The sequence below is a fragment of the Aeromicrobium sp. PFPM2_SD2 genome, from assembly GCF_057364525.1.
Window position 1 is genome coordinate 1 of record NZ_JBNFNZ010000006.1, and the last position, 22,470, is coordinate 22,470.

27 protein-coding genes and 2 pseudogenes are annotated in these 22,470 nt (G+C 70.8%); 24 read left to right on the top strand and 5 right to left on the bottom strand.

Annotated elements, in window-relative coordinates:
* The first annotated feature begins 584 nt into the window (after window positions 1–584).
* Window positions 585–1,340 carry a 3-hydroxybutyryl-CoA dehydrogenase gene (locus tag AC2W7G_RS01060; protein WP_485866791.1) on the top strand — a complete coding sequence of 252 codons (756 nt, stop codon included), beginning with the start codon at window positions 585–587 and terminating at the stop codon, window positions 1,338–1,340.
* A gap of 62 nt (window positions 1,341–1,402) precedes the next feature.
* Here AC2W7G_RS01060 and AC2W7G_RS01065 read toward each other — a convergent pair whose 3' ends face one another.
* On the bottom strand, window positions 1,403–2,428 hold the full coding sequence (locus AC2W7G_RS01065; protein WP_485866792.1) for a hypothetical protein: 1,026 nt from the start codon (window positions 2,426–2,428) through the stop codon (window positions 1,403–1,405).
* On the opposite strand from AC2W7G_RS01065, the gene rho reads away from it, so the two are divergent.
* The 20 genes and pseudogenes from rho to AC2W7G_RS01165 all read left to right on the top strand — a co-directional run bounded on the left by rho (window position 2,393) and on the right by AC2W7G_RS01165 (window position 17,930).
* Complete coding sequence (gene rho, locus AC2W7G_RS01070) at window positions 2,393–4,369, top strand: transcription termination factor Rho (RefSeq protein ID WP_485866793.1); 1,977 nt, start codon at window positions 2,393–2,395, stop codon at window positions 4,367–4,369. The two genes, AC2W7G_RS01065 and rho, sit on opposite strands and share 36 nt — an antisense overlap.
* Before the next feature lie 109 nt (window positions 4,370–4,478).
* Window positions 4,479–4,970 (top strand): glutathione peroxidase, encoded by a 492-nt coding sequence (locus AC2W7G_RS01075; RefSeq protein WP_485866794.1) that lies wholly within the window; start codon window positions 4,479–4,481, stop codon window positions 4,968–4,970.
* A gap of 112 nt (window positions 4,971–5,082) precedes the next feature.
* Window positions 5,083–5,292 (top strand): 50S ribosomal protein L31, encoded by a 210-nt coding sequence (rpmE, locus tag AC2W7G_RS01080; RefSeq protein ID WP_485866795.1) that lies wholly within the window; start codon window positions 5,083–5,085, stop codon window positions 5,290–5,292.
* An 87-nt stretch (window positions 5,293–5,379) separates the two neighbouring features.
* Entirely contained in the window at window positions 5,380–6,444 is a 1,065-nt protein-coding gene (gene prfA, locus AC2W7G_RS01085; RefSeq protein WP_485866813.1) for a peptide chain release factor 1, read from the top strand.
* Window positions 6,441–7,274 (top strand): peptide chain release factor N(5)-glutamine methyltransferase, encoded by an 834-nt coding sequence (prmC, locus tag AC2W7G_RS01090; protein WP_485866796.1) that lies wholly within the window; start codon window positions 6,441–6,443, stop codon window positions 7,272–7,274. The genes prfA and prmC overlap by 4 nt, the downstream gene beginning before the upstream one ends.
* A gap of 41 nt (window positions 7,275–7,315) precedes the next feature.
* Window positions 7,316–7,801 carry a VTT domain-containing protein gene (locus AC2W7G_RS01095; RefSeq protein WP_485866797.1) on the top strand — a complete coding sequence of 162 codons (486 nt, stop codon included), beginning with the start codon at window positions 7,316–7,318 and terminating at the stop codon, window positions 7,799–7,801.
* 30 nt (window positions 7,802–7,831) lie between these two features.
* Window positions 7,832–8,479, top strand: a complete 648-nt coding sequence (locus AC2W7G_RS01100) for an L-threonylcarbamoyladenylate synthase (RefSeq protein WP_485866798.1) — start codon at window positions 7,832–7,834, stop codon at window positions 8,477–8,479.
* On the top strand, window positions 8,472–9,599 hold the full coding sequence (locus tag AC2W7G_RS01105) for a glycosyltransferase family 4 protein (RefSeq protein WP_485866799.1): 1,128 nt from the start codon (window positions 8,472–8,474) through the stop codon (window positions 9,597–9,599). Before AC2W7G_RS01100 ends, AC2W7G_RS01105 begins: the two co-directional genes overlap by 8 nt.
* A complete protein-coding gene (locus AC2W7G_RS01110; RefSeq protein ID WP_485866800.1) occupies window positions 9,587–9,976 on the top strand; it encodes a Cg1360 family ATP-synthase-associated protein in 390 nt (129 codons plus the stop codon). Before AC2W7G_RS01105 ends, AC2W7G_RS01110 begins: the two co-directional genes overlap by 13 nt.
* 23 nt (window positions 9,977–9,999) lie before the next feature.
* Window positions 10,000–10,188 (top strand): hypothetical protein, encoded by a 189-nt coding sequence (locus AC2W7G_RS01115; RefSeq protein ID WP_131404179.1) that lies wholly within the window; start codon window positions 10,000–10,002, stop codon window positions 10,186–10,188.
* A 62-nt stretch (window positions 10,189–10,250) separates the two neighbouring features.
* The gene (atpB, locus tag AC2W7G_RS01120) at window positions 10,251–11,054 is read left to right on the top strand and encodes a F0F1 ATP synthase subunit A (protein WP_485866801.1); all 804 of its coding nucleotides are present in this window, start codon (window positions 10,251–10,253) and stop codon (window positions 11,052–11,054) included.
* A 97-nt stretch (window positions 11,055–11,151) separates the two neighbouring features.
* The gene (gene atpE / locus AC2W7G_RS01125; protein WP_049798293.1) at window positions 11,152–11,337 is read left to right on the top strand and encodes an ATP synthase F0 subunit C; all 186 of its coding nucleotides are present in this window, start codon (window positions 11,152–11,154) and stop codon (window positions 11,335–11,337) included.
* 27 nt (window positions 11,338–11,364) lie between these two features.
* Window positions 11,365–11,904: pseudogene (locus tag AC2W7G_RS01130) on the top strand (F0F1 ATP synthase subunit B); the annotation flags it as partial.
* Window positions 11,905–12,158: 254 nt separating this feature from the next.
* Complete coding sequence (gene atpH / locus AC2W7G_RS01135; protein ID WP_485866802.1) at window positions 12,159–12,695, top strand: ATP synthase F1 subunit delta; 537 nt, start codon at window positions 12,159–12,161, stop codon at window positions 12,693–12,695.
* Window positions 12,696–12,768: 73 nt separating this feature from the next.
* Complete coding sequence (gene atpA / locus AC2W7G_RS01140; RefSeq protein WP_485866803.1) at window positions 12,769–14,409, top strand: F0F1 ATP synthase subunit alpha; 1,641 nt, start codon at window positions 12,769–12,771, stop codon at window positions 14,407–14,409.
* A 2-nt stretch (window positions 14,410–14,411) separates the two neighbouring features.
* Window positions 14,412–15,332, top strand: a complete 921-nt coding sequence (locus AC2W7G_RS01145) for a F0F1 ATP synthase subunit gamma (protein WP_485866804.1) — start codon at window positions 14,412–14,414, stop codon at window positions 15,330–15,332.
* A gap of 8 nt (window positions 15,333–15,340) precedes the next feature.
* Window positions 15,341–16,792, top strand: coding sequence for a F0F1 ATP synthase subunit beta (gene atpD, locus AC2W7G_RS01150; RefSeq protein ID WP_485866805.1), 1,452 nt, complete (start codon window positions 15,341–15,343; stop codon window positions 16,790–16,792).
* Window positions 16,792–17,169 carry a F0F1 ATP synthase subunit epsilon gene (locus tag AC2W7G_RS01155; protein ID WP_485866806.1) on the top strand — a complete coding sequence of 126 codons (378 nt, stop codon included), beginning with the start codon at window positions 16,792–16,794 and terminating at the stop codon, window positions 17,167–17,169. Before atpD ends, AC2W7G_RS01155 begins: the two co-directional genes overlap by 1 nt.
* A 42-nt stretch (window positions 17,170–17,211) precedes the next feature.
* The gene (locus AC2W7G_RS01160) at window positions 17,212–17,658 is read left to right on the top strand and encodes a DUF2550 domain-containing protein (protein ID WP_485866807.1); all 447 of its coding nucleotides are present in this window, start codon (window positions 17,212–17,214) and stop codon (window positions 17,656–17,658) included.
* A gap of 86 nt (window positions 17,659–17,744) precedes the next feature.
* Window positions 17,745–17,930 (top strand): hypothetical protein, encoded by a 186-nt coding sequence (locus AC2W7G_RS01165; RefSeq protein WP_485866808.1) that lies wholly within the window; start codon window positions 17,745–17,747, stop codon window positions 17,928–17,930.
* A 65-nt stretch (window positions 17,931–17,995) separates the two neighbouring features.
* On the opposite strand, the gene AC2W7G_RS01170 is transcribed toward AC2W7G_RS01165, so the two are convergent.
* Window positions 17,996–18,568: a cob(I)yrinic acid a,c-diamide adenosyltransferase gene (locus AC2W7G_RS01170; RefSeq protein WP_485866809.1), complete on the bottom strand. Its 573-nt coding sequence runs from the start codon at window positions 18,566–18,568 to the stop codon at window positions 17,996–17,998.
* 85 nt (window positions 18,569–18,653) lie between these two features.
* Between AC2W7G_RS01170 and AC2W7G_RS01175 the strand changes: the two genes are divergently transcribed.
* Entirely contained in the window at window positions 18,654–20,096 is a 1,443-nt protein-coding gene (locus AC2W7G_RS01175) for a methylmalonyl-CoA mutase family protein (protein ID WP_485866810.1), read from the top strand.
* Between the two features lie 52 nt (window positions 20,097–20,148).
* On the opposite strand, the gene AC2W7G_RS01180 is transcribed toward AC2W7G_RS01175, so the two are convergent.
* Complete coding sequence (locus tag AC2W7G_RS01180) at window positions 20,149–20,397, bottom strand: hypothetical protein (RefSeq protein WP_485866815.1); 249 nt, start codon at window positions 20,395–20,397, stop codon at window positions 20,149–20,151.
* Between AC2W7G_RS01180 and AC2W7G_RS01185 the strand changes: the two genes are divergently transcribed.
* A complete protein-coding gene (locus tag AC2W7G_RS01185) occupies window positions 20,296–20,640 on the top strand; it encodes a cobalamin-dependent protein (RefSeq protein ID WP_485866814.1) in 345 nt (114 codons plus the stop codon). The genes AC2W7G_RS01180 and AC2W7G_RS01185 overlap by 102 nt on opposite strands.
* A gap of 52 nt (window positions 20,641–20,692) precedes the next feature.
* Here AC2W7G_RS01185 and AC2W7G_RS01190 read toward each other — a convergent pair.
* Window positions 20,693–21,468: pseudogene (locus AC2W7G_RS01190) on the bottom strand (isocitrate lyase/PEP mutase family protein).
* 132 nt (window positions 21,469–21,600) lie between these two features.
* A complete protein-coding gene (locus AC2W7G_RS01195) occupies window positions 21,601–21,771 on the bottom strand; it encodes a hypothetical protein (protein ID WP_485866811.1) in 171 nt (56 codons plus the stop codon).
* Between the two features lie 56 nt (window positions 21,772–21,827).
* Here AC2W7G_RS01195 and AC2W7G_RS01200 point away from each other — a divergent pair, with 56 nt between their 5' ends.
* Window positions 21,828–22,352 (top strand): ferritin, encoded by a 525-nt coding sequence (locus AC2W7G_RS01200; protein ID WP_485866812.1) that lies wholly within the window; start codon window positions 21,828–21,830, stop codon window positions 22,350–22,352.
* Window positions 22,353–22,470 lie beyond the last annotated feature (118 nt).

Genomic DNA, 22,470 nt, shown 5'->3' on the forward strand with positions numbered 1-22,470 from the left:
CCGGCACTGCGGCTGGGCCACGGTGGTCGGGACGCCCTGGACGCTGAACTCGGCGGTCGACTCGCCGGCCACCGGGCCGACGACGGCGACGCGGGCCTGGCGCTCCTGCCCGTCGGGGACGTCGGCGTAGGCGACGACCTGGTACCGCGCGGCCTTCGTGCCGGCGTTGCTGAGGACGCCGCTGACGGTGACCGGCCCCGGCCTGCGGCGCGCTGCACGACATCCGCACGAGCGCCTGCGGGCACCGGCGTGGCCTCCTCGGCCCGCTCGATCGTCGTGTCGTCGCCCCCGCCGAGGTCGCCCGGGACGAGGGCGCAGGCGGAGGTGGCGAGCGCGACGGCCGCGGCGAGCAGGAGGGGACGCACGAGCATGGGGCCATCCCATCACGGGCGTGCGACGGTGCGGAGGACCCACGCCGAGGCTCTCGCGGACGGCGAATTAGTATGACGTCCTAGGAATCTTCGAGGAGGCACGATGACGGACTTCGACCACATCGAGAAGGTCGGCGTGATCGGCGGCGGACTGATGGGCTCGGGCATCACGGAGGTCACCGCCGCGCGGGCCTGTCGACGATCGTCGTCGAGGTGAGCCAGGAGGCGGCCGACGCCGCCCGCGACCGGGTCGAGGGCTCGCTCCGCAAGGCCGAGAAGCGCGGCAAGATCAGCCCCGAGGACGTCGCCGCGACGCTCGAGCGCATCGTGTTCACCACCGAGCTGGAGCGCCTGGCCGACCGCGACCTCGTCGTCGAGGCCGCGTCCGAGCGCGAGGACGTCAAGCTCGGCCTGTTCCAGCGGCTCGGCGCGATCCTGGAGGCCGACGACGCCGTCCTGACGTCCAACACCTCGTCCATCCCGATCGTGAAGCTCGGCGCCGTCTCCGGACGCGCCGACCGGGTGATGGGCGTGCACTTCTTCAACCCGGCGCCGGTCATGCAGCTGGTCGAGCTGATCCCCTCGCTCACCACGGGCGAGACGACCAAGGCGCGCATGCAGCACTTCGTCACCGAGAAGCTCGGCAAGCAGCCGATCGAGGCCACCGACCGCGCCGGCTTCGTCGTCAACAGCCTGCTCGTGCCCTACCTGCTCTCGGCGATCCGCATGTACGAGGCGGGCTACGCCTCGGCCGAGGACATCGACAAGGGCATGGTGCTCGGCTGCGGCCACCCGATGGGCCCGCTCGCGCTGAGCGACCTCATCGGCCTGGACACCGTCCGTGCCATCGGCGTCTCGATGTACGAGGAGTTCAAGGAGCCGCTGTACTCCCCGCCGCCGCTGCTGGACCGCATGGTCGACGCGGGCCTGCTCGGCAAGAAGAGCGGCCACGGCTTCTACGCCTACTGAGCCGGACACGACGACGCCCCCGACCGTGCGGTCGGGGGCGTCGTCGTGTCCGGGCGGGCCGGTCAGGGGCGGATCGTGAAGGTGGCCGTGTAGGAGCCACCGATCACGCCGGGCGCGAACGTGGCGCGGTTGCGCTCGCTCTTGCCCGTGGCGCGGCTGGTCCGCCAGCTCCAGCTGGCCGTCACGAGGCCGCGGTCGGCCGTGACGTGGGCGTCGAGCTGGGCCAGGAGCTCGGTGAAGGTGCGAGGCGGCCGCATCTCCTCCTCCTCGTCCATCCCGAACTCGTAGCAGACCATGTCGCCCTCGTCGTCGATCTCGCAGTACTCCTCGTCCTCGCCGCTGCCGCGGTAGGTCACCTTGGCGGTGCCGCGGGCGCTCTTCGGGACGGCGAAGGTGCGTGCCGGGCCGGTGCTCGTGGCGCGCGGACGTCCGTCGACGTACTGGCGGTAGACCGGACGCACGTTGAGGTTGCGGCCGGCACGGAGCGTCGTGCGGTGCAGGGGCACCCACGCCTTGCCGGTCCAGGTCTGCGCGCCGACGTAGCGGTAGCTGATCGCCTGGGCGCTCTGCAGCGTCAGGCGCGACGTGATCGAGGTGATCGTCACGTCGGCGAGGTGCGTGCCGAGCAGGCTCGCGACGTCGTTGCCGACGTTGCTGGCCAGCCGGTCGGCGAGCGAGCCGCGGTCGGCGTAGTACTCGTAGTTCGTCAGGCTGCCGGTGCGGCCGCTGCGCAGCTTGTAGTCGATGCGCCAGACGAGCTTGGCCGTGCCGTTGCCCGCGTTGTCGAGGGTGTCGACCGCGGCGAACGCGGGAGCGTACGCGGCGGCGAAGGGCGCCATGTCCTGGTTCACGACGGTGCCGCCGTACGTGCCCAGTCGCGTGCCGGCGCGGTTGTAGACCTGGGTCGTGACCGGGAAGCCGGAGACGCGACCGATCTCGCCACGGATCGCGCCGTAGCCGTCGTAGGTGATCGTGCCGATCTGCTGGCCGACCTGCGAGACCTGCTTGAACGAGCCGAAGGCGCCCGGCACGACCATCGCGGCCGAGGCGTTGTGCATCGACAGCTGGGTCTCGCCGGCGAAGTCCATCGGGTGGCCGAAGGCCCAGACGGTCGAGCCGCAGATGGCGGTGACGGTGCCGACGCCGCCGGAGAACAGGTCGCCGGTGGAGTAGCCGACGGCGATGTTGCCGCCGGGCACGAGCGGCTCGTTGATGACCGACGGGGCGGCGACCGCGGTGAAGCCGCCGGCGCGAGCCGAGCGGGCCGTCGTCGACGTGCCCGGGACGCGGGCCAGGGTGCGGTTGGCCAGCGCGTTGGCCTTGGCGCCGCCGGCGACGACCTTCTGGGTCTTCAGGCGCGGCAGCGTCTGGCCGGCCAGCTTGCTCTCCGTGCGGGCCGAGACGCCCGACAGGGACGAGCGGGTGACCTTCACCGACGCGGGGGTCGACAGGCGGAGAAGGCCGAGCGCGGCGACCGCGCCGAGAAGGCCGAGCGCGCCCCGAAGAACGACGGCGAGAAGGCCGAGCGCGGCGACCGCGCCGAGAAGGCCGAGCGCACCCCCAAGAACGACGGCGACAAGGCCGAGCGCGGCGACAAGGGCGACGCGCAGGGCAAGAACGACGGCCAGCGCGAGCGCAACCGCCAGGGCGGACGCGACGACGAGGGCCGCGGCGAGGGCCGTGAGCGCAACCGCAACCGCGGCAACAACGACGGCGGCGGCAACCGCGACGGCGGCAACCGCGACGGCGGCAACCGCGACGGCGGACGCCAGAACGACCGCGGCCCGCGCGACGACGACGACTTCGGCGGCGGCAACCGTCGCGGCCGCAACCGGAACCGCAACCGCAACCGCAACCGCGACCGCGGCATGGAGGCCGAGCCGACCTACACCGAGGACGACGTCCTCGTGCCCGCGGCCGGCATCCTCGACATCATGGACAACTACGCGTTCGTCCGCACGACCGGCTACCTGCCGAGCGAGAACGACGTGTACGTGTCCCTCTCCATGGCCCGCAAGTGGGGCCTGCGCAAGGGCGACGCGATCGTCGGCCAGGTGCGCCAGCCCCGCGAGGGCGAGCGCAAGGAGAAGTTCAACCCGATGGTCCGGATCGACTCGGTCAACGGGATGACGCTCGAGGAGTCCAAGAGCCGCGTCGAGTTCGGCAAGCTCACCCCGCTGTACCCCTCCGAGCGCCTGCGCCTGGAGCGTGAGGGCAACCTCGCCGGCCGGGTCATCGACCTCGTGTCGCCGATCGGCAAGGGCCAGCGCGGCCTCATCGTCTCCCCGCCGAAGGCCGGCAAGACGATGATCATGCAGTCGATCGCCAACGCGATCACCGAGAACAACCCCGAGTGCCACCTCATGATCGTCCTGGTGGACGAGCGTCCCGAGGAGGTCACCGACTTCCAGCGCACGGTCAAGGGCGAGGTCATCGCCTCGACGTTCGACCGTCCGGCCTCGGACCACACCACGGTCTCCGAGCTGGCCATCGAGCGCGCCAAGCGCCTGGTCGAGCTGGGCCACGACGTCGTCGTCCTGCTCGACGGCATCACGCGCCTGGGCCGCGCCTACAACCTGGCCGCGCCCGCCTCGGGCCGCATCATGTCCGGCGGCGTCGACTCCTCGGCGCTGTACCCGCCGAAGAAGTTCTTCGGTGCCGCCCGCAACATCGAGGACGGCGGCTCGCTGACGATCCTGGCCACCGCGCTGGTCGAGACCGGCTCGCGCATGGACGAGGTCATCTTCGAGGAGTTCAAGGGCACCGGAAACATGGAGCTGCGCCTGCGTCGCGACTTCGCCGACAAGCGCATCTTCCCGGCCATCGACGTCCTCGGCTCGAGCACGCGCCGCGAGGAGCTGCTCATGGCCAAGGACGAGCTCGCGATCGTCTGGAAGCTGCGCCGGGTCCTGTCGGGCCTGGAGGGCCAGGCCGGCCTGGAGCTCGTGCTGGACAAGCTCAAGAAGAGCGCCAGCAACGCCGAGTTCCTCATGCAGATCTCCAAGACGATGCCCGGCGAGCACGCCTGACGCACGTCCCCCGACGAGCCCGTCCCACCACGGTGGGGCGGGCTCGTCCGCGTCCGGGGCCGGCGCGGGGGAGCGGCCGAACCGACCGGGGTGCCTCTACGCTGGCGCCGTGACCACCGCCCACGACTTCGACGCCGTCGCGATCGACGGCCTGCAGCGCCACCTGGCCGACTACCGCGGCAAGGTGCTGCTCATCGTCAACACCGCCTCCCAGTGCGGCTTCACCCCGCAGTACCAGGGACTCGAGGCGCTCTACCGGGAGTACGTCGACCGCGGCCTGGTCGTGCTCGGCTTCCCCTGCGACCAGTTCGGTGGCCAGGAGCCCGGCGACGAGGCCGAGATCGCCGACTTCTGCGAGCGCAACTTCGGCGTGACGTTCCCGCTGTTCGCCAAGGTCGACGTCAACGGCAAGGACGCCCACCCGCTGTTCCGGTGGCTCAAGTCCGAGCGGTCCGGCGTGCTGGGCAGCGGCGCGATCAAGTGGAACTTCACCAAGTTCCTGGTCGACCCCGAGGGACGCGTCGTGCGCCGCTACGGCTCCACGACCAAGCCCGAGGACATCGCCGGCGACATCGAGGACCTGCTGCCGGCCGCGGAATAGATCCGCCCCCGATTTCCTTCTACCTGGTGCCACCTGGCACAATCGATCCTCGGTTCTGGTTCACGCGACGCACACTGCGCCCGACCCAGCGGCCGTCACGAGAGGACATCCCATGAAGAGCGAGATCCACCCCACCTACGTGGAGACCGAGGTCACCTGCACCTGCGGCAACACGTTCACCACGCGCAGCACCAAGGACGACGGCGTCATCCGCGCCGACGTGTGCTCGGCGTGCCACCCGTTCTACACCGGCAAGCAGAAGATCCTCGACACGGGCGGACGCGTCGCCCGCTTCGAGAAGCGCTACGGCAAGCGCTCCTAGCTGGTCCACGGCGCCGGTCCCACCTCGCACGAGGAGGGGCCGGCGCCGTCGTCTTGCCCCGTCCCCACCGCGCCGAAGGAGCTGATGATGTTCGAGGCCGTCGACTCGCTCGTCGCCGAGCACGCCGAGCTGGAGCAGCGCATGGCCGACCCGGCCGTCCACGCGGACCCGGCGACGGCCAAGCGGCTCGGCCGCCGCTACGCCGAGCTCTCGGCGATCGTGCGCACCTACCGCGAGTGGCAGCAGGCGACCGAGGACCTCGAGGCCGCCCGCGAGCTCGACATGGCCGACGAGGCCGCCGAGCTCGAGCAGCGCCTGCCGGCGCTGTCGGAGCGGCTGCAGCACCTGCTGGTGCCGCGCGACCCGGGTGACTCCAAGGACGTCATCGTCGAGATCAAGGGTGGCGAGGGCGGTGAGGAGTCGGCGCTGTTCGCCGGCGACCTGCTGCGCATGTACACCCGCTTCGCCGAGCAGCAGGGCTGGACGACCGAGGTGCTCGACTCCACCGAGTCCGCCCTCGGCGGCTACAAGTCGGTCACCGTCGCGGTGAAGGCCAAGGGCACGCCCGAGCCGGGGGAGGCCCCGTTCGCCAAGCTCAAGTTCGAGGGCGGCGTCCACCGCGTGCAGCGCGTGCCCATCACCGAGAGCCAGGGCCGCATCCACACCTCCGCGGCCGGCGTCCTGGTGCTGCCCGAGGCCGAGGACGTGGACGTCGAGATCCACGACAACGACCTGCGCATCGACGTGTACCGCTCCTCGGGTCCCGGCGGCCAGAGCGTCAACACGACCGACTCGGCCGTCCGCATCACCCACCTGCCGACCGGCATCGTCGCGAGCTGCCAGAACGAGAAGAGCCAGCTGCAGAACAAGGAGCAGGCGATGCGCATCCTGCGCGCCCGCCTGCTCGAGGCCGCCCAGGCCGCCGCGGACGCCGAGGCCTCCGACGCCCGTCGCTCCCAGGTGCGCACGGTCGACCGCTCCGAGCGCATCCGCACGTACAACTTCCCCGAGAACCGCATCAGCGACCACCGCACCGGGTTCAAGGCCTACAACCTCGACCAGGTGATGGACGGCGCGCTGAGCGACGTCATCGGCTCGCTCGTCGAGGCCGACCTGGCCGAGCGGCTGGCCTCCCTGGAGCAGCGCTCGTGAAGGGCGACCGTCTCGTCGCCGAGGCGACGCAGACCCTCGCCGACGCCGGCGTGCCGAGCCCGCGCGTGGACGCCGAGCTGCTGCTCGCCCACGTCACCGGCGTCCCGCGGGCGATGGTGACGGGCAAGTTCGTCGACGCCCGTCAGCGCGAGGTGTACGCCGAGATGGTCGCCGCCCGGGCCCGGCGCGTGCCGCTGCAGCACATCACCGGCGCGGCGGCCTTCCGCTACGTCGACCTGGAGGTCGGCCCCGGCGTCTTCGTGCCGCGGCCGGAGACCGAGGTCGTCGCCGGCTGGGCCATCGACCGGGCCAAGGCGCTCGAGGCGCCGATCGTGGTCGACCTGTGCACCGGGTCCGGCGCGATCGCGCTGTCCGTCGTCCACGAGGTGCCCGGTGCCCGCGTCCACGCCGTGGAGCTGGACGAGAAGGCGCTGCAGTGGGCGCACCACAACCTCGACGGCAGCGGCGTCGACCTGCGCGGCGGCGACATGGCCGACGCGTTCGGCGACCTCGACGGCACCGTCGACGTCGTGGTGTCGAACCCGCCGTACATCCCGCTCGAGGCCTGGGAGAGCGTCACCGCCGAGGTGCGCGACCACGACCCGTCGCTGGCCCTGTGGTCCGGCGACGACGGCCTGGACGCGATGCGCGTCCTGGAGCGCACGGCGCACCGGCTGCTCAAGCCCGGCGGCGTCGTCTGCGCCGAGCACGCCGACGCCCAGGGCGAGAGCGCGCCGGAGGTGTTCGTCGCGACCGGCCGCTGGGACGACGTCCGCGACCACCCGGACCTCACCGGACGGGCCCGGTTCGTCACCGCCACCCGCCGCTGAGCCGCCGCGGGCGTCTCACAGCCCGTCGATAGGCTGTGCGCGTGCTGGAGGACCTGCTGATCGTCGCGGCGGCCTTCGGCTTCGGCGTCGGGTCCGCGATCCTGCCGATCTTCCTCAACGCCGAGGCGTACGTCATCGCCTCGTCGGCGTTCATGGACGACACGATGCTCGTCGTCGCCATCGTCAGCCTGGTCGTCGGCACCGTGGCCGGCAAGGCGATCGTGTTCGAGGCCGCCCGGCAGGGCAAGCGCAAGCTCGACGAGCGGGGCAGCCCGCGCCCGCCGCGCAACCGGTTCACCGCCCGCGTCCGCCGGGTCAGCGACTGGATGCTCGGCCTGCTCGACCGCAAGTGGGCCGGCGGGCTCACCGTCCTCGCGTCGTCGCTGGTCGGCGTGCCGCCGCTGGCGGTGGTCAGCATCCTGGCCGGCCTGTCCAGGCAGCCGCTGTGGCTGTTCCTCACCCTCGTGGGCATCGGACGGCTGATCCAGTTCCTGGCGATCGCCTTCGTCTTCCACGCGGTGTTCTGAGCCGTCGAGCCGCGCACCTAGGATGGCCGGGTGAGGTTCGACCTGGATGACCAGTCCGTCTACGAGCGCGCCCTGGACGTCGCGGCCCAGGCGGTCCGCGACGGCGAGCTGATCGTGCTGCCCACCGACACCGTCTACGGCGTCGGCGCGGACGCCTTCTCGCCCGAGGCCGTGCAGCGCCTGCTCGACGCCAAGGGCCGCACCCGCCAGATGCCGCCGCCGGTGCTCATCGGCGCCGCGGGCACGCTCGACGCGCTGGCGGTCGACGTCCCGGGCTGGCTGCGCGCGATGATCGGCGAGCTGTGGCCCGGTCCGCTCACGGTGGTGCTGCGCCAGCAGCCGTCGCTGACCTGGGACCTGGGCGAGACCCACCAGACCGTCGCCGTGCGCATGCCCGCGGACGAGCGCGCCCTCGACCTGCTGCGCCGCACCGGCCCGCTGGCGGTCAGCAGCGCCAACCGCACCGGCATGGACGCCGCGACCACCGCCCGCGAGGCCGAGGACATGCTCGGCGGCTCCGTGGCGGTCTACCTCGACGGCGGCCCCACGGCCGGCAACGTCCCCTCGACCATCCTGGACGCGACCGGCGCGACCGCCCGCATCCTGCGCCAGGGCGCGCTGCCCTTGGAGCGCCTGCACGTCTTCAACAACACCATCGAGGCCGCCCCGGATGCGTGAGTACCTGGTCGTCGTCGGCGTCGCCCTGGGTGCCACGTACCTGCTGGCGTCCATCGCCCGCATGCTCGCGGTGCGCTGGGGAGCCGTGGCGAAGGTGCGTGACCGCGACGTCCACCGCATCCCGACTCCGTACTTCGGCGGCCCGGCGATGCTCGGCGGCCTGGTCGCCGCCTACCTGGTGGCCCAGCAGCTGCCGTTCCTCAAGAAGGCCGCCGACTCGGCGGTCTTCGCCGACGCCCGGGCGGTCATCATCGGCGGCGCGGTCATCTGCGCCGTCGGCGTCATCGACGACCTGTTCGAGCTGGACGCGCTGAGCAAGTTCGCCGGCCAGGTGTTCGCCTCGGTCGTCGTCATCGTGCAGGGCGTGCAGTTCGTCTACCTGCCGCTGTACGGCAACTACGTCGGCCTGGACCAGGTGCAGGCGGTGCTGCTCACCGTGCTGCTCGTCGTGGCCACCACCAACGCGGTGAACTTCGTCGACGGCCTGGACGGGCTGGCCGCCGGCATCGTCGCGATCGGCGCCGTCGCGTTCTTCACGTACGCCTTCCTGCTCGCGGTCGAGAACGGCGAGACCCGCGCGATCGCCGGCGCCCTGCTGAGCGCGTCGCTGGCCGGCGCCTGCCTCGGCGTCCTGCCGCACAACTTCTTCCCGGCGCGGATGTTCATCGGCGACTCCGGCTCGATGCTCATCGGCTTCGTGCTGGCCTGCTCCACGATCAGCCTCACCGGCCAGTTCCCGGCCACGAACCTCACCGAGGGCGTCGGCGGGGGACAGGCGACCTTCCTGGCCGCGCTGCTGCCCCTGATCCTGCCGGTCATGGTGCTGCTGGTGCCGTTCGTCGACATGCTGCTGGCCGTCGTGCGCCGCACCCGGGCCGGGCGTTCGCCGTTCAGCCCGGACAAGATGCACCTGCACCACCGGCTGCTGGAGATCGGCCACTCGCACCGGCGCGCGGTGCTGCTCATGTACATGGTCGCGGCGCTCGTGGCCTTCGGCAGCGTCGCGGTGAGCCTGTTCAGCGGCCTGCTGTCCTTCGTCACGGTCGGCGTGCTCGCCGTGCTGACCGCGGCCGCCGTGTTCGTCCTGCCCAAGATCGAGGAGCGCGTGTGGTCGTCCTGATCCAGGTGGCCGTCGCCGCCGTCTGCGCCGGCGTGGCCGCCCTCGTCGGCGGCGCGGAGGGGGCCCTGGGGGCCACCGTCGGCGGTGCGGTGGCGATCGCCTTCTTCGCCTCGACGCACGCCGTCCTGGGCCCGATGACGCGCATGGCGCCGGGCCTCAGCATGCTCGTGGCGCTCATGTTCTTCGCGACCAAGATGCTCGGCCTGCTGGCCGTCCTGGTCGTCCTGCTCGACCCCGACCTGCTCGGCGCGCGCCTGGACGAGGCCGCGCTGGGCGCCACCGTGCTCGCCGTCGCGCTCACCGTCACGGTGGGCAGGGTGGTGGCACATCGTAGGAATCGGCAACTGCTGTACGACCTGAGCGAAAGGCCGCGGTGAAAGCCTGATAACCTGCGGGGGCAATGAGCGAGACCCCTCACTTCGACCCCTGGACGTCGTTCGCGCGCATCCTGGCCGGAGTGATCCTCTACGGTGGCGCAGGCTTCCTGCTCGACCGGTGGTGGGGGACCGAGTTCATGGTGGGAGTGGGCATCGTGCTGGGCGCCGGTCTCGGCATCTACACGGTGGTCGCCTCGCTGCGCACCACATGACGCTGGCCGAACCTGGTTCGCCGCACGACGATCGACGACCGCGCCATTAGAAGGGTGATGGATTGACCACCGCACTGACGTTCGTGGCCGCCGAGGGCGAGGGCTTCACCGCCCCGGGACCCGGCAGCTTCGAGCTTCCGCCCGTCTTCGAGATCGGCTCCCTCGGCGTCACCAAGTCGATGCTGCTGATCGTCCTCTCGGCGTTCATCGTCGTGGGCCTGTCCTGGTTCGCCTCGCGCAAGGCGGCGGTCGTCCCCGGCCGCGCCCAGTTCGCCGGTGAGTACCTCTACGGGTTCATCCGCAACGGCGTCGCCCGCGACTCGATCGGGTCCGAGCACTTCCTCAAGTTCGTGCCGTACCTGTTCAGCCTGTTCACCTTCATCCTGGTGAACAACTACTACGGCATCATCCCGTTCCTGCAGTTCCCGAGCTTCTCGCGGATCAGCTACGTGTACGGCCTCGCCGCGCTCACCTGGCTGATCTACAACGGCGTCGGCGTCGCCAAGCACGGCTTCCTCGGCTACCTCAAGCTGCAGACGATCCCCAGCGGCATGAAGGGCCCGATCCTGGTCCTGCTCATCCCGCTCGAGTTCCTGTCGAACATCCTGGTCCGTCCCGCCACGCTGGCGCTGCGACTCTTCGCCAACCTGTTCGCCGGCCACCTGCTGCTCATCCTGTTCTCGCTGGGCGGCGCCTACCTGATCCTCGACTCCGGCAACGCGTGGTACGCGCCGGTCGGCGTCGTGGCGTTCCTGCTCGGCATCGCGGTCAGCTTCCTGGAGATGCTGGTCATGTTCCTGCAGGCCTACGTCTTCACCCTCCTCACCGCCATGTACATCGGCGGTGCGCTGGCCGACGAGCACTGAGCCCGACGGTCGCCACAACTTCATACGCCCTGGTTTTTCGCATGACGACGCACAAGGCGTCACAACGGAAGGAGTTGCCGTGGAAGGCAGCCTGAACATGATCGGCTACGGCCTCGCTGCGGTTGGCCCCGGCATCGGCATCGGCCTGATCTTCGCCGCCTACATCAACGGCGTCGCCCGTCAGCCCGAGGCGCAGTCGCGCCTGCAGTCGATCGCCATCCTCGGCTTCGCCCTGGCCGAGGCGCTCGCGATCATCGGTATCGCGCTCGCGTTCGTCCTCTAACAACCCCGCGTCGAGACAGGAGTCCGCATGGACACGACTCTCCTGGCCGCAGAGGGCGAGCACTCGCCCCTCGCGGTGGAGTGGCCTGAGCTCATCCTCGGCCTGATCGTCTTCGGCATCGTCGTCGCGCTCGTCGCGAAGTTCGTCGTGCCGAACTTCGAGAAGGCGTACGCCGAGCGCACCGCCGCCATCGAGGGCGGCATCGAGGACGCTCAGCAGGCCCAGAAGGAAGCCCAGGCGGCGCTGGAGAAGTACAACGCCCAGCTCGCCGAGGCCCGCACCGAGGCCGCTCGCATCCGCGAGGAGGCCAAGGAGCAGGGCGCGCAGATCGTCACCGAGCTGCGCGAGCAGGCCAAGGCCGAGGCCGACCGCATCACCGCGGCCGCGCACGCGCAGGTCGAGGCCGAGCGGGCTCAGGTCCTGGCGCAGCTCAAGGCCGAGGTCGGCGACCTGGCCACCCAGCTCGCCAGCCGCATCGTCGGTGAGTCGCTCGAGGAGGAGGCCCGCCAGAAGCGGACCGTCGAGCGCTTCATCACCGAGCTCGAGGGGTCTGCCACTGATGCGAGGCATCTCTGCGAAGACGCTGACGGACGTCCTGGCCGCGGTCGAGGCGTCCACCGCCGGCGCGTCCGTGGGGCAGGAGCTGTTCGGCGTCGTCTCGGCGCTCGACGGCGCTCCGGCCCTGCGGCGCGTGCTGTCGGACCCGTCCACGGAGGGGCCGGCCCGCGCCGGTCTCGCCGGGGACGTGTTCGGCGGCAAGGTCGGTGACCAGACGCTGCGGTCGTCAAGACCGCGGCCGGCGGTCGGCTGGTCGTCCGGGCGTGACCTCGTCGACGGCCTCGAGGTCGCCGGCGTCGGCCGCGCTCGTGGCCGCCGCCGACGCCTCCGGCGAGCTCGACGCGGTCGAGACCGAGCTGTTCGAGCTCGGCCGCGCCGTCGACTCCGACCAGGAGCTGCGCAGCGTCATCAGCGACCGCGGCGTGCCGCTCGCCGGCAAGGCCTCGCTGCTGACGTCGCTGTTCCAGGGCAAGGTCTCGAGCACCACGCTGGCGCTGGCCGTCCAGGCCGCCGCCACGCGCACGGGCTCGTTCGACCGGGTGCTGGAGTCCTTCGGCGAGCAGGCCGCGGCGCGCCGCAGCCGGCTCCTGGCCGAGGTCCGCAGCGCCTACCCGCTGGACGCGGGGGAGCAGCAGCGCTTGGCCGCCGCACTAGCCTCGAAGTACGGGCGCGACGTGCACCTGAACCTCGTGGTCGACCCGTCCGTGATCGGCGGCCTGTCCGTCTCGATCGGGGACGACGTCGTCGACGGCACCATGTCCAGCCGCCTGGAGACCGCACGTCGGCAGCTCGCAGGCTGAGCCCCCGCCGCACGCGCGGCACCGAAGCCCCGCCGCCTCGTGCGGCACAGACCCAAAGAAGGCAGGGACCACCATGACGGAGCTCTCGATCCGTCCGGACGAGATCCGTGACGCGCTGCAGAAGTTCGTCACCGACTACGCCCCGACGACGAGCAAGACCGAGGAGGTCGGCGTCGTCGCGCAGGCCGCCGACGGCATCGCCCGGGTCGAGGGACTTCCCTCGGCCATGGCCAACGAGCTGCTGGAGTTCGAGGACGGCACGCTCGGCCTCGCGCTGAACCTCGACGTCCGCGAGATCGGCGTCGTCGTCCTCGGCGACTTCGCCGGCATCGAGGAGGGCCAGACGGTCCGCCGCACCGGCGAGGTGCTCTCGGTCCCCGTCGGCGACGGCTACCTGGGTCGCGTGGTCGACCCGCTCGGCAAGCCGATCGACGGCCTGGGCGACATCGCCACCGAGGGCCGCCGCGCGCTCGAGCTGCAGGCGCCCACCGTCGTCCAGCGCAAGAGCGTCCACGAGCCGCTCATGACCGGCATCAAGGCGATCGACTCGCTGACGCCGATCGGCCGCGGTCAGCGCCAGCTGATCATCGGCGACCGCCAGACCGGCAAGACCGCCATCGCGATCGACACGATCATCAACCAGAAGGCGTTCTGGGAGTCCGGCGACCCGACCAAGCAGGTCCGCTGCATCTACGTCGGCATCGGCCAGAAGGGCTCGACCATCGCCGGCGTGCGTGGCGCCCTCGAGGCGGCCGGCGCCCTGGAGTACACGACGATCGTCGCGGCCCCCGCGTCGGACTCGGCGGGCTTCAAGTACCTCGCGCCGTACACCGGCTCGGCCATCGGCCAGCACTGGATGTACCAGGGCAAGCACGTCCTGATCATCTTCGACGACCTGTCGAAGCAGGCCGAGGCGTACCGCGCCGTGTCGCTGCTGCTGCGCCGCCCGCCGGGCCGCGAGGCGTACCCCGGCGACGTGTTCTACCTGCACTCGCGGCTGCTCGAGCGCTGCGCCAAGCTCTCCGACGAGCTGGGCGCGGGCTCGATGACCGGCCTGCCGATCATCGAGACGAAGGCCAACGACGTGTCGGCCTACATCCCGACGAACGTCATCTCGATCACCGACGGCCAGATCTTCCTGCAGTCGGACCTGTTCAACGCCAACCAGCGTCCCGCCGTGGACGTCGGCATCTCGGTCTCCCGCGTCGGCGGCGCCGCGATGACGAAGGCGATGAAGGCGGTCACCGGCTCGCTGAAGGTCGAGCTCGCCCAGTACCGCGCGATGGAGGCGTTCGCGATGTTCGCGTCCGACCTCGACGCCGCGTCGAAGGCGCAGCTGGCCCGCGGACAGCGCCTCATGGAGCTGTTCAAGCAGGACCAGTACCAGCCGTTCGCGATGGAGCTGCAGGTCGTCTCGATCTGGGCCGCCACCACGGGCAAGCTGGACGCGGTCCCGGTCAGCGACGTCAACCGCTTCGAGAGCGAGTTCCTCGACTACGTCAAGCGCAGCCACAGCGGCGTGCTGGACGCCATCCGCGAGACGAACAAGTTCGAGGACGACTCCAAGAACGCGCTCGAGGGCGCCTACGAGTCCTTCCTCGACCAGTTCCAGACGAGCGACGGCCAGTCCATCAAGCCGGGCCGCGAGGACGTCGAGGCCCTGGGCGACGAGGACGTCGAGCAGGAGCAGATCGTCAAGCAGAAGCGGGGCTGACCATGGCCGTCTCCCTCCGTGAGTACCGCGCGAAGATCAAGTCGACCCAGTCGATGAAGCAGATCACGCGCGCCATGGAGCTGATCGCCGCCTCGCGCATCATCAAGGCGCAGCAGCAGGCGGCGGCCGCCGCTCCGTACGCGCGTGAGCTCACCCGGGCCGTGTCGGCGGTGGCGACGTTCTCGAACGTCGACCACCCGCTGACGACGGAGAAGGAGAACCCGACCCGGGCGGCGGTGCTGGTCGTGACCAGCGACCGCGGCCTGGCCGGGGCCTACTCCTCCAACGTCCTCAAGGAGGCCGAGCGCCTGGGCGAGAAGCTGCGTGCCGAGGGCAAGGAGGTCTCGTACTTCCTGTCCGGACGCAAGGCCGAGACGTACTTCAACTTCCGTCAGCGCGAGTTCGTCCGGTCCTGGACCGGCCACACGGACAAGCCGTCGTTCGACGTCGCCCGCGAGATCGGCTCCACCCTGGTGGAGGCGTTCGACCCGAGCGGCGAGTCGACCGAGGGCCTGGCCGTGGACGAGCTGCACATCGTGTTCACGCGGTTCCGCTCGATGCTCACGCAGGAGCCGGACGTCATCCGTCTGCTCCCGCTGGAGGTCGTGGAGGGCGCCGAGGCTCCCGAGCCCGACGAGCTGCTCCCGCTCTACGAGTTCGAGCCCTCCGCGCACGAGGTGCTGGACGCGCTGCTGCCCAAGTACGTCAACAGCCGGATCTACTTCTGCCTGCTCCAGGCAGCGGCGTCCGAGCTGGCCGCGCGTCAGAAGGCCATGAAGTCCGCGACCGACAACGCGCAGGACCTCATCGAGAAGTACACCCGTATCGCCAACCAGGCCCGTCAGGCTGGCATTACCCAAGAGATCAGCGAGATCGTCGGTGGCGTGGAAGCGCTCTCCGGCGCCGGTGCTGGGAACGAGTGAGAGAAGACATGACCGCTACCGTCGAAGAGAAGACCGCCACCGGTGGTGCGACCGGGCGTGTCGCCCGCGTCATCGGCCCGGTGATCGACATCGAGTTCGCCGCCGACTCGATGCCTGACATCTACAACGCGCTCCACGTCGACACCGAGGTGGCCGGCGTGAAGGAGACGCTGACCCTCGAGGTCGCGCAGCACATCGGTGACGGCATGGTCCGCGCCATCAGCCTGCGTCCGACCGACGGCGTCGTCCGCGGCTCCACGGTGACCGACCTCGGCGAGCCCATCATGGTGCCCGTCGGCGACGCCACCCTCGGCAAGGTCTTCAACACCACCGGTCAGGTCATGAACCTGCCCGAGGGCGAGACCTTCGAGGTCAACGAGCGCTGGGGCATCCACCGCAAGGCGCCCGCGTTCGACCAGCTCGAGGCGAAGACCTCGATGTTCGAGACCGGCATCAAGGTCATCGACCTGCTGACCCCGTACGTGCAGGGTGGCAAGATCGGCCTGTTCGGCGGCGCCGGCGTCGGCAAGACCGTCCTCATCCAGGAGATGATCGCCCGCGTCGCGCGCAACCACGGCGGCGTCTCGGTGTTCGCTGGCGTCGGCGAGCGCACGCGTGAGGGCAACGACCTCATCGCCGAGATGGAGGAGGCGGGCGTCCTCGGACAGACCGCGCTCGTCTTCGGCCAGATGGACGAGCCGCCGGGAGCGCGTCTGCGCGTCGCCCTGTCGGCCCTGACGATGGCCGAGTACTTCCGCGACGTCCAGAAGCAGGACGTGCTGCTGTTCATCGACAACATCTTCCGGTTCACGCAGGCCGGCTCGGAGGTCTCGACGCTGCTGGGCCGCATGCCCTCGGCCGTGGGCTACCAGCCGACGCTGGCCGACGAGATGGGCGTCCTGCAGGAGCGCATCACGTCGACGCGTGGTCACTCGATCACCTCGATGCAGGCGATCTACGTGCCCGCCGACGACTACACCGACCCGGCCCCGGCCACGACGTTCGCCCACCTGGACGCCACGACCGAGCTGTCGCGCGAGATCGCCTCGCTCGGCATCTACCCGGCCGTGGACCCGCTGACGTCGACCTCGCGCATCCTCGACCCGCGGTACATCACCACGGAGCACTACGAGACCGCGAACCGCGTCAAGGGCATCCTGCAGCGCAACAAGGAGCTGCAGGACATCATCGCCATCCTCGGCGTGGACGAGCTCAGCGAGGAGGACAAGACGATCGTCGCGCGCGCTCGTCGCATCCAGCGCTTCCTCAGCCAGAACACGTACGTCGCCAAGCAGTTCACCGGCATCGAGGGCTCGACCGTCTCGCTCGACGAGTCGATCGACGCCTTCACCAAGATCTGCGACGGCGAGTACGACCACGTGGCCGAGCAGGCCTTCTTCATGTGCGGCGGCCTCGAGGACGTCGAGAAGAAGTGGGCCGAGATCCAGAAGAACTCCTGATGGCCGGCCCGCTGCACATCGAGCTGGTCGCCGCGGACCGCACGGTCTGGTCGGGCGAGGCCGCCGAGGTCATCGCCCGCACGGCCGACGGTGACATCGGCGTCCTGGCCGGCCACGCGCCGCTGCTCTCGCTGCTGGTGCCCGGCGTCGTGGTGATCACGCCCGAGCAGGGCGAGATCGTCCGCGCCGTCGTGGCCGACGGGTTCATCTCGGTGGCCGACGACCGCGTGTCGATCCTCAGCGAGGACGTCCAGCTGGCCGACGAGGTCGAGACGGCGCACGTCCAGGCCGAGCTGGAGGCCGCCCGGGCCGCCGGCGACGTCGAGGGCGTCCGTCTGGCCGAGGCCAGGCTGCGCGTGACCGAGAAGGTGCGCTGACCCAGCCGCACCCGCGGCTCGACGCCCAGGAAGGAGGAGACCATGCCCTGGTGGCAGTGGCTGGTCGACTCCGTCCTGGGCGTCGTGCTGCTCTCGGGCCTGCTGGTGCTGCTGCTGGTCATGCGCCGGCGCGGCCTGGCCAAGCCCAGCGGCACGTTCGACCTGAGCATCAACCGCCGGCTCGAGGCCGGTCCGCGCGGCTGGACGCTCGGGGTGGCGCGCTACACCGACGAGCACCTGGAGTGGTTCCGGACGTTCTCGCTGTCGCCGCGTCCGCGGTACCGCTTCGAGCGGGGCCGCCTGGAGGTCGGGCGCCGGCGGATGCCCGAGGGGCGGGAGGCCTACGCCGTCCACGCCGGGCACGTGGTGGTGCCGTGCGAGTCGCCCAACGGGGTGCAGCAGCTGGCGCTCAGCCCGCGCGCGCTGACCGGCCTGCTGTCGTGGCTGGAGGCCTCGCCCCCTGGACGTCGCGTCAACAACGTGCTGTGATTGTCCGAAACCGTTGACGCGAGCACGCTTCGACGGCCACAATCAGCATCACTGGTCCGAAATTACTAGCCCCCCAGAGGTGTCCTGTGATCAAGCGTCTCGTCATCGTCGCCGTCGCGGCGGTCTTCCCCGCCCTCGCCGTCGGCAGCATGTCCGCCTCTGCGGATGCCCGTCCGATCGACTGGTACTCCAGCCCGAAGGCTCCGACGGTCAAGGCTCCGGCCACCGACTCCGGAACCATCACGATCCAGCGCGCCATCGACTGGTACTGAGCACACCAGACCGCACGCGTGAGAAGGGCCGCCCCTCGGGGCGGCCCTTCGTCGTTCCCGGCGCGCTACCGCTCGCCGCCGGGCACCCACAGCACGTCGCCGTCGGCGCCGTTGGCGACGCGGGCCAGGATGAACAGCAGGTCGCTGAGCCGGTTGAGGTACTTGGCGGCCAGGACGTTCATGGTCGCGCCGTGCTCGTCGATCGCCGCCCAGGCCGAGCGCTCGGCCCGGCGCACGACGGTGCGGGCCACGTGCAGCACGGCGGCGGCGGGGGTGCCTCCGGGCAGGATGAACGAGCGCAGCTTCTCGACCCGCTCGTTGAACTCGTCGCACCAGTGCTCGAGCCGCTCGACGTAGTCGGGCTCGACGCGCAGCTGCGGGTGGGGCGGGTCCTCCACGACGGGGGTGCCCAGGTCGGCGCCGACGTCGAACAGGTCGTTCTGCACGTGGGTCAGCACGGCCACGACGTCGTCCGGCAGGCCGCCCAGGGCCAGGGCGACGCCGATCTGGCTGTTGGCCTCGTCCACGTCGGCGTACGCGACCAGGCGCAGGTCGTTCTTGGTCGTCTTGCTCATGTCGGCGAGGTTGGTCGTGCCGTCGTCGCCGGTGCGGGTGTAGATGCGCGTGAGGTTGACCATCCGGTGAGTGTAGGCCTGCGACCCGGGCCCCGGGTGTGACCCGGACGACTCTCGCGCGCGGTTAACGAGAGGTAACCTGACGCGCATGACGGACAAGGTTCAGCCCGATCGCCCGTGGGTCATGCGCACGTACGCCGGGCACAGCTCGGCCGCGGAGTCCAACGCGCTCTACCGGCGCAACCTCGCGAAGGGCCAGACCGGGCTCTCGGTCGCCTTCGACCTGCCCACGCAGACCGGGTACGACCCCGACCACGAGCTGAGCCGCGGCGAGGTGGGCAAGGTCGGCGTGCCGATCCCGCACCTGGGCGCGATGCGGCGGCTGTTCCAGGACATCCCGCTGTCGGAGATGAACACGTCGATGACCATCAACGCGACGGCCATGTGGCTGCTCGCGATGTACCAGGTCGTGGCCGAGGAGCAGGGCGTCGACCCGTCGCGCCTGGCCGGCACGACGCAGAACGACATCATCAAGGAGTACCTGTCGCGCGGGACGTACGTCTTCCCGCCCGAGCACTCCCTGCGGCTGACCACCGACATGATCGCCTACACGGTGAACCACATCCCCAAGTGGAACCCGCTGAACATCTGCAGCTACCACCTCCAGGAGGCCGGTGCCACGCCCACGCAGGAGCTGGCCTTCGCGCTGTCCACCGCCATCGCCGTGCTCGACGCGGTGAAGGAGTCCGGCCAGGTGCCGGAGGAGAAGTTCGGCCAGGTGGTCGGACGCATCTCGTTCTTCGTCAACGCCGGCGTCCGATTCGTCGAGGAGATGTGCAAGATGCGCGCCTTCGGGCGGATGTGGGACCAGATCACCCGCGAGCGGTACGGCGTCGAGGACCCCAAGATGCGCCGCTTCCGCTACGGCGTGCAGGTCAACTCGCTGGGCCTCACCGAGGCGCAGCCCGAGAACAACGTCCAGCGCATCGTGCTGGAGATGCTCGGCGTCACGCTGAGCAAGGACGCCCGGGCCCGCGCCGTGCAGCTGCCGGCCTGGAACGAGGCGCTGGGGCTGCCGCGCCCGTGGGACCAGCAGTGGTCGCTGCGCCTGCAGCAGGTGCTGGCTTTCGAGTCCGACCTGCTCGAGCACGACGACCTGTTCGAGGGCTCGGTCGTGGTCGAGGCCAAGGTCGCCGAGCTGGTCGAGGGCGCGACGGCCGAGATGGAGCGCATCGCCGAGATGGGCGGCGCCATCGCGGCCGTGGAGTCCGGCTACATGAAGCAGGCGCTGGTCGGTGCCCACGCGGAGCGCCGCGCCCGGATCGAGGCCGGCGAGATCACCGTCGTCGGCGTCAACAAGTACGTCGAGACCGAGCCGTCGCCGCTCACCGCCGACCTGGACGCCGCGATCATGGTCGCCGACCCGCAGGCCGAGGCGAACGCGATCGCCGACGTCGAGCAGTGGCGGTCGCAGCGCGACGAGGCCGAGGTGCGCGCCGCCCTGGAGCGGTCGCGGACGAGGCCAAGACCGGGACGAAACCTCATGGAGGCGACCCTCGCCGCGGTGCGCGCCGGCGCCACCGTGGGGTAGTGGTCGCAGACGCTGCGCGACGTGTTCGGCGAGTACCGGGCGCCCACCGGCGTCAGCGGCATCGTGGGCGTGCAGGAGGCCGGCGATCGAGCGCGCGCTGCGCGAGCGCGTCCGGGCGACGGGCGAGGAGCTCGGCGGGCGGCTGCGCTTCCTGGTCGGCAAGCCGGGTCTGGACGGCCACTCCAACGGCGCCGAGCAGATCGCCGTCCGGGCCCGCGACGCCGGCTTCGAGGTCGTCTACCAGGGCATCCGGCTCACGCCGTCGCAGATCGTGGCCGCCGCGGTGGACGAGGACGTCCACGCCGTCGGGCTGTCGATCCTGTCCGGCTCGCACATGGAGCTCGTGCCCCAGGTGCAGCAGGGCCTGCTCGACGCCGGCCTGGACGACGTGCCGCTCATCGTCGGCGGCATCATCCCCGACTCCGACGCGCGCCGGCTCGAGGCCGGTGGCGTGGCCGCGGTGTTCACGCCCAAGGACTTCGGCATGACCGCGATCATGGGCCGGATCGTCGACGAGATCCGCAAGGCCCACGGCCTGGCCTGACCCGGCCCCGCGGCACCGGGACGTCGCCGGTGCCGTCGGGCTCGGCGTGCGGTCAGTTCAGGACGCGGAAGTCGGCCGGCAGGCCGCCGTCGGCGACCACGTCGCGGGTCAGGTCCTGCAGCGCCATGAGCGCAACGGACTGGGAGAACGGGCCGAAGGAGACGCGGGCGACGCCGAGCTCGGCCATGCGGGCGAGCGGGACGCTGCCCGGCGCGCCGATGAGCGTGAGCCGCTGCGGGCCCCAGGCGTCGACGAACGCCGCGATGTCCTCCTCGCCGACCTTGCCCGGGACGAAGACGACCGGCGCGCCGGCGTCCAGGTACGCCCGCCCGCGCTCGATCGCGTCGGCGAGCACCTCCGCGTGCGGACGGTCGCCGGCACGCAGGAAGGCGTCGGTGCGGGCGTTGAGCACGAACGGGACCCCGGCCTGCTCGCCGGCGCGGACGACGGCCTCGACCGCCGCGACGGCGTCGGCAGCGGCTTCAGCTGGTCCTCGAGGTTCGCCCCGACGGCGCCGACGTCGATCGCCTTGCGCACCGTCTCGCCCGGGTCGCCGTAGCCGGCCTCGAGGTCGGCGGTCACGGGCAGGTGGGTGGCGGCCACGATGCGTCCGACGGCCTGGATCATGAGGTCGACCGGGATGTTCTCGCCGTCCTCGTACCCGTGGGCGACGGCGATGGAGTGGCTGGCGGTCGCGAGCGCCTCGACGCCGGGGACGTCGGTCACGACGCGGGCGCTGATCGCGTCCCAGACGTTGACCACCTTGAGCAGGGCGGGCTGGGTGTGCAGGTCGAGCAGGCGCTGGGCCCGGTCACGCAGTTCGGTCATGCGCCGACCGTAGTGCAGCGCGGCCCCGGGGCGGCGCAGGGAAGGGCAGGCGCGCCTTCGTGCGGGTAGCCGTGCCTTGCTGGAAGTGCGGGGTCGCGGGCCCCTAGGCTCGGGGCACCGGAGCGGACGTGCTCAGGCGGCGCGCTTCGTCGCGGACTTGGACCCGGCGTCCTTGACCTTGACGAGCTTGCGCTTCTTGACCGTGTAGCCCTCGGGCAGCGTGCCGTTCTTCAGCATCCGGAGCGGGCAGCGCTTGCACTTGGGCTTGCTGTCGCAGCACTTCTTCTTCGGCTTGGGCGGCACGTCGCCACCCTAGCAAGGCAAGGCTTACTTCGTTCCTGAGAGAAGGATGGCACCCCATGGCCGCACCCCAGTTCGTCGAGAAGCTCAACGAGCAGATCGGTCACGAGTTCAGCGCCCACCAGCAGTACGTCGCGATCGCCACCTACTACGACGCGCTCACCATGCCGCAGATGGCCGCGCTGTTCTACGCCCAGGCGATGGAGGAGCGCGACCACGCGATGATGATGGTGCAGTACCTGCTCGACCAGGACCAGGTGCCGCGCATCCCCGGCATCGCCGCGCCGCGCATCGAGTTCGCCGACGTCGTCGACCCGGTGCAGACCGCGCTCGACCAGGAGAAGCGGGTCACCGAGCAGATCTTCGAGCTGACGCGCATCGCCCGCGAGGCGTCCGACTTCGCCTCGGACCAGTTCATGCAGTGGTTCATCAAGGAGCAGGTCGAGGAGGTCGCGAAGATGAGCGACCTGCTGGCCGTCGTCACCCGCTCCCAGCACCACCTCGAGCGCATCGAGGACTGGGTCGCGCGCGAGGAGACCGGCGAGTCCGACGACCCGACCGCGCCGCCCGTCGCCGGTGCGTAGGACGCTGTTCGTCCTCGCCGGCGTGCTGCTCGCCGTCGGCGTCGCGCTCGCCGTGTCGCTCCTGCTGGAGCGTGACGACGAGCCGGACGCCGGCGGCCGCTGGGGCCGACGTCGAGGT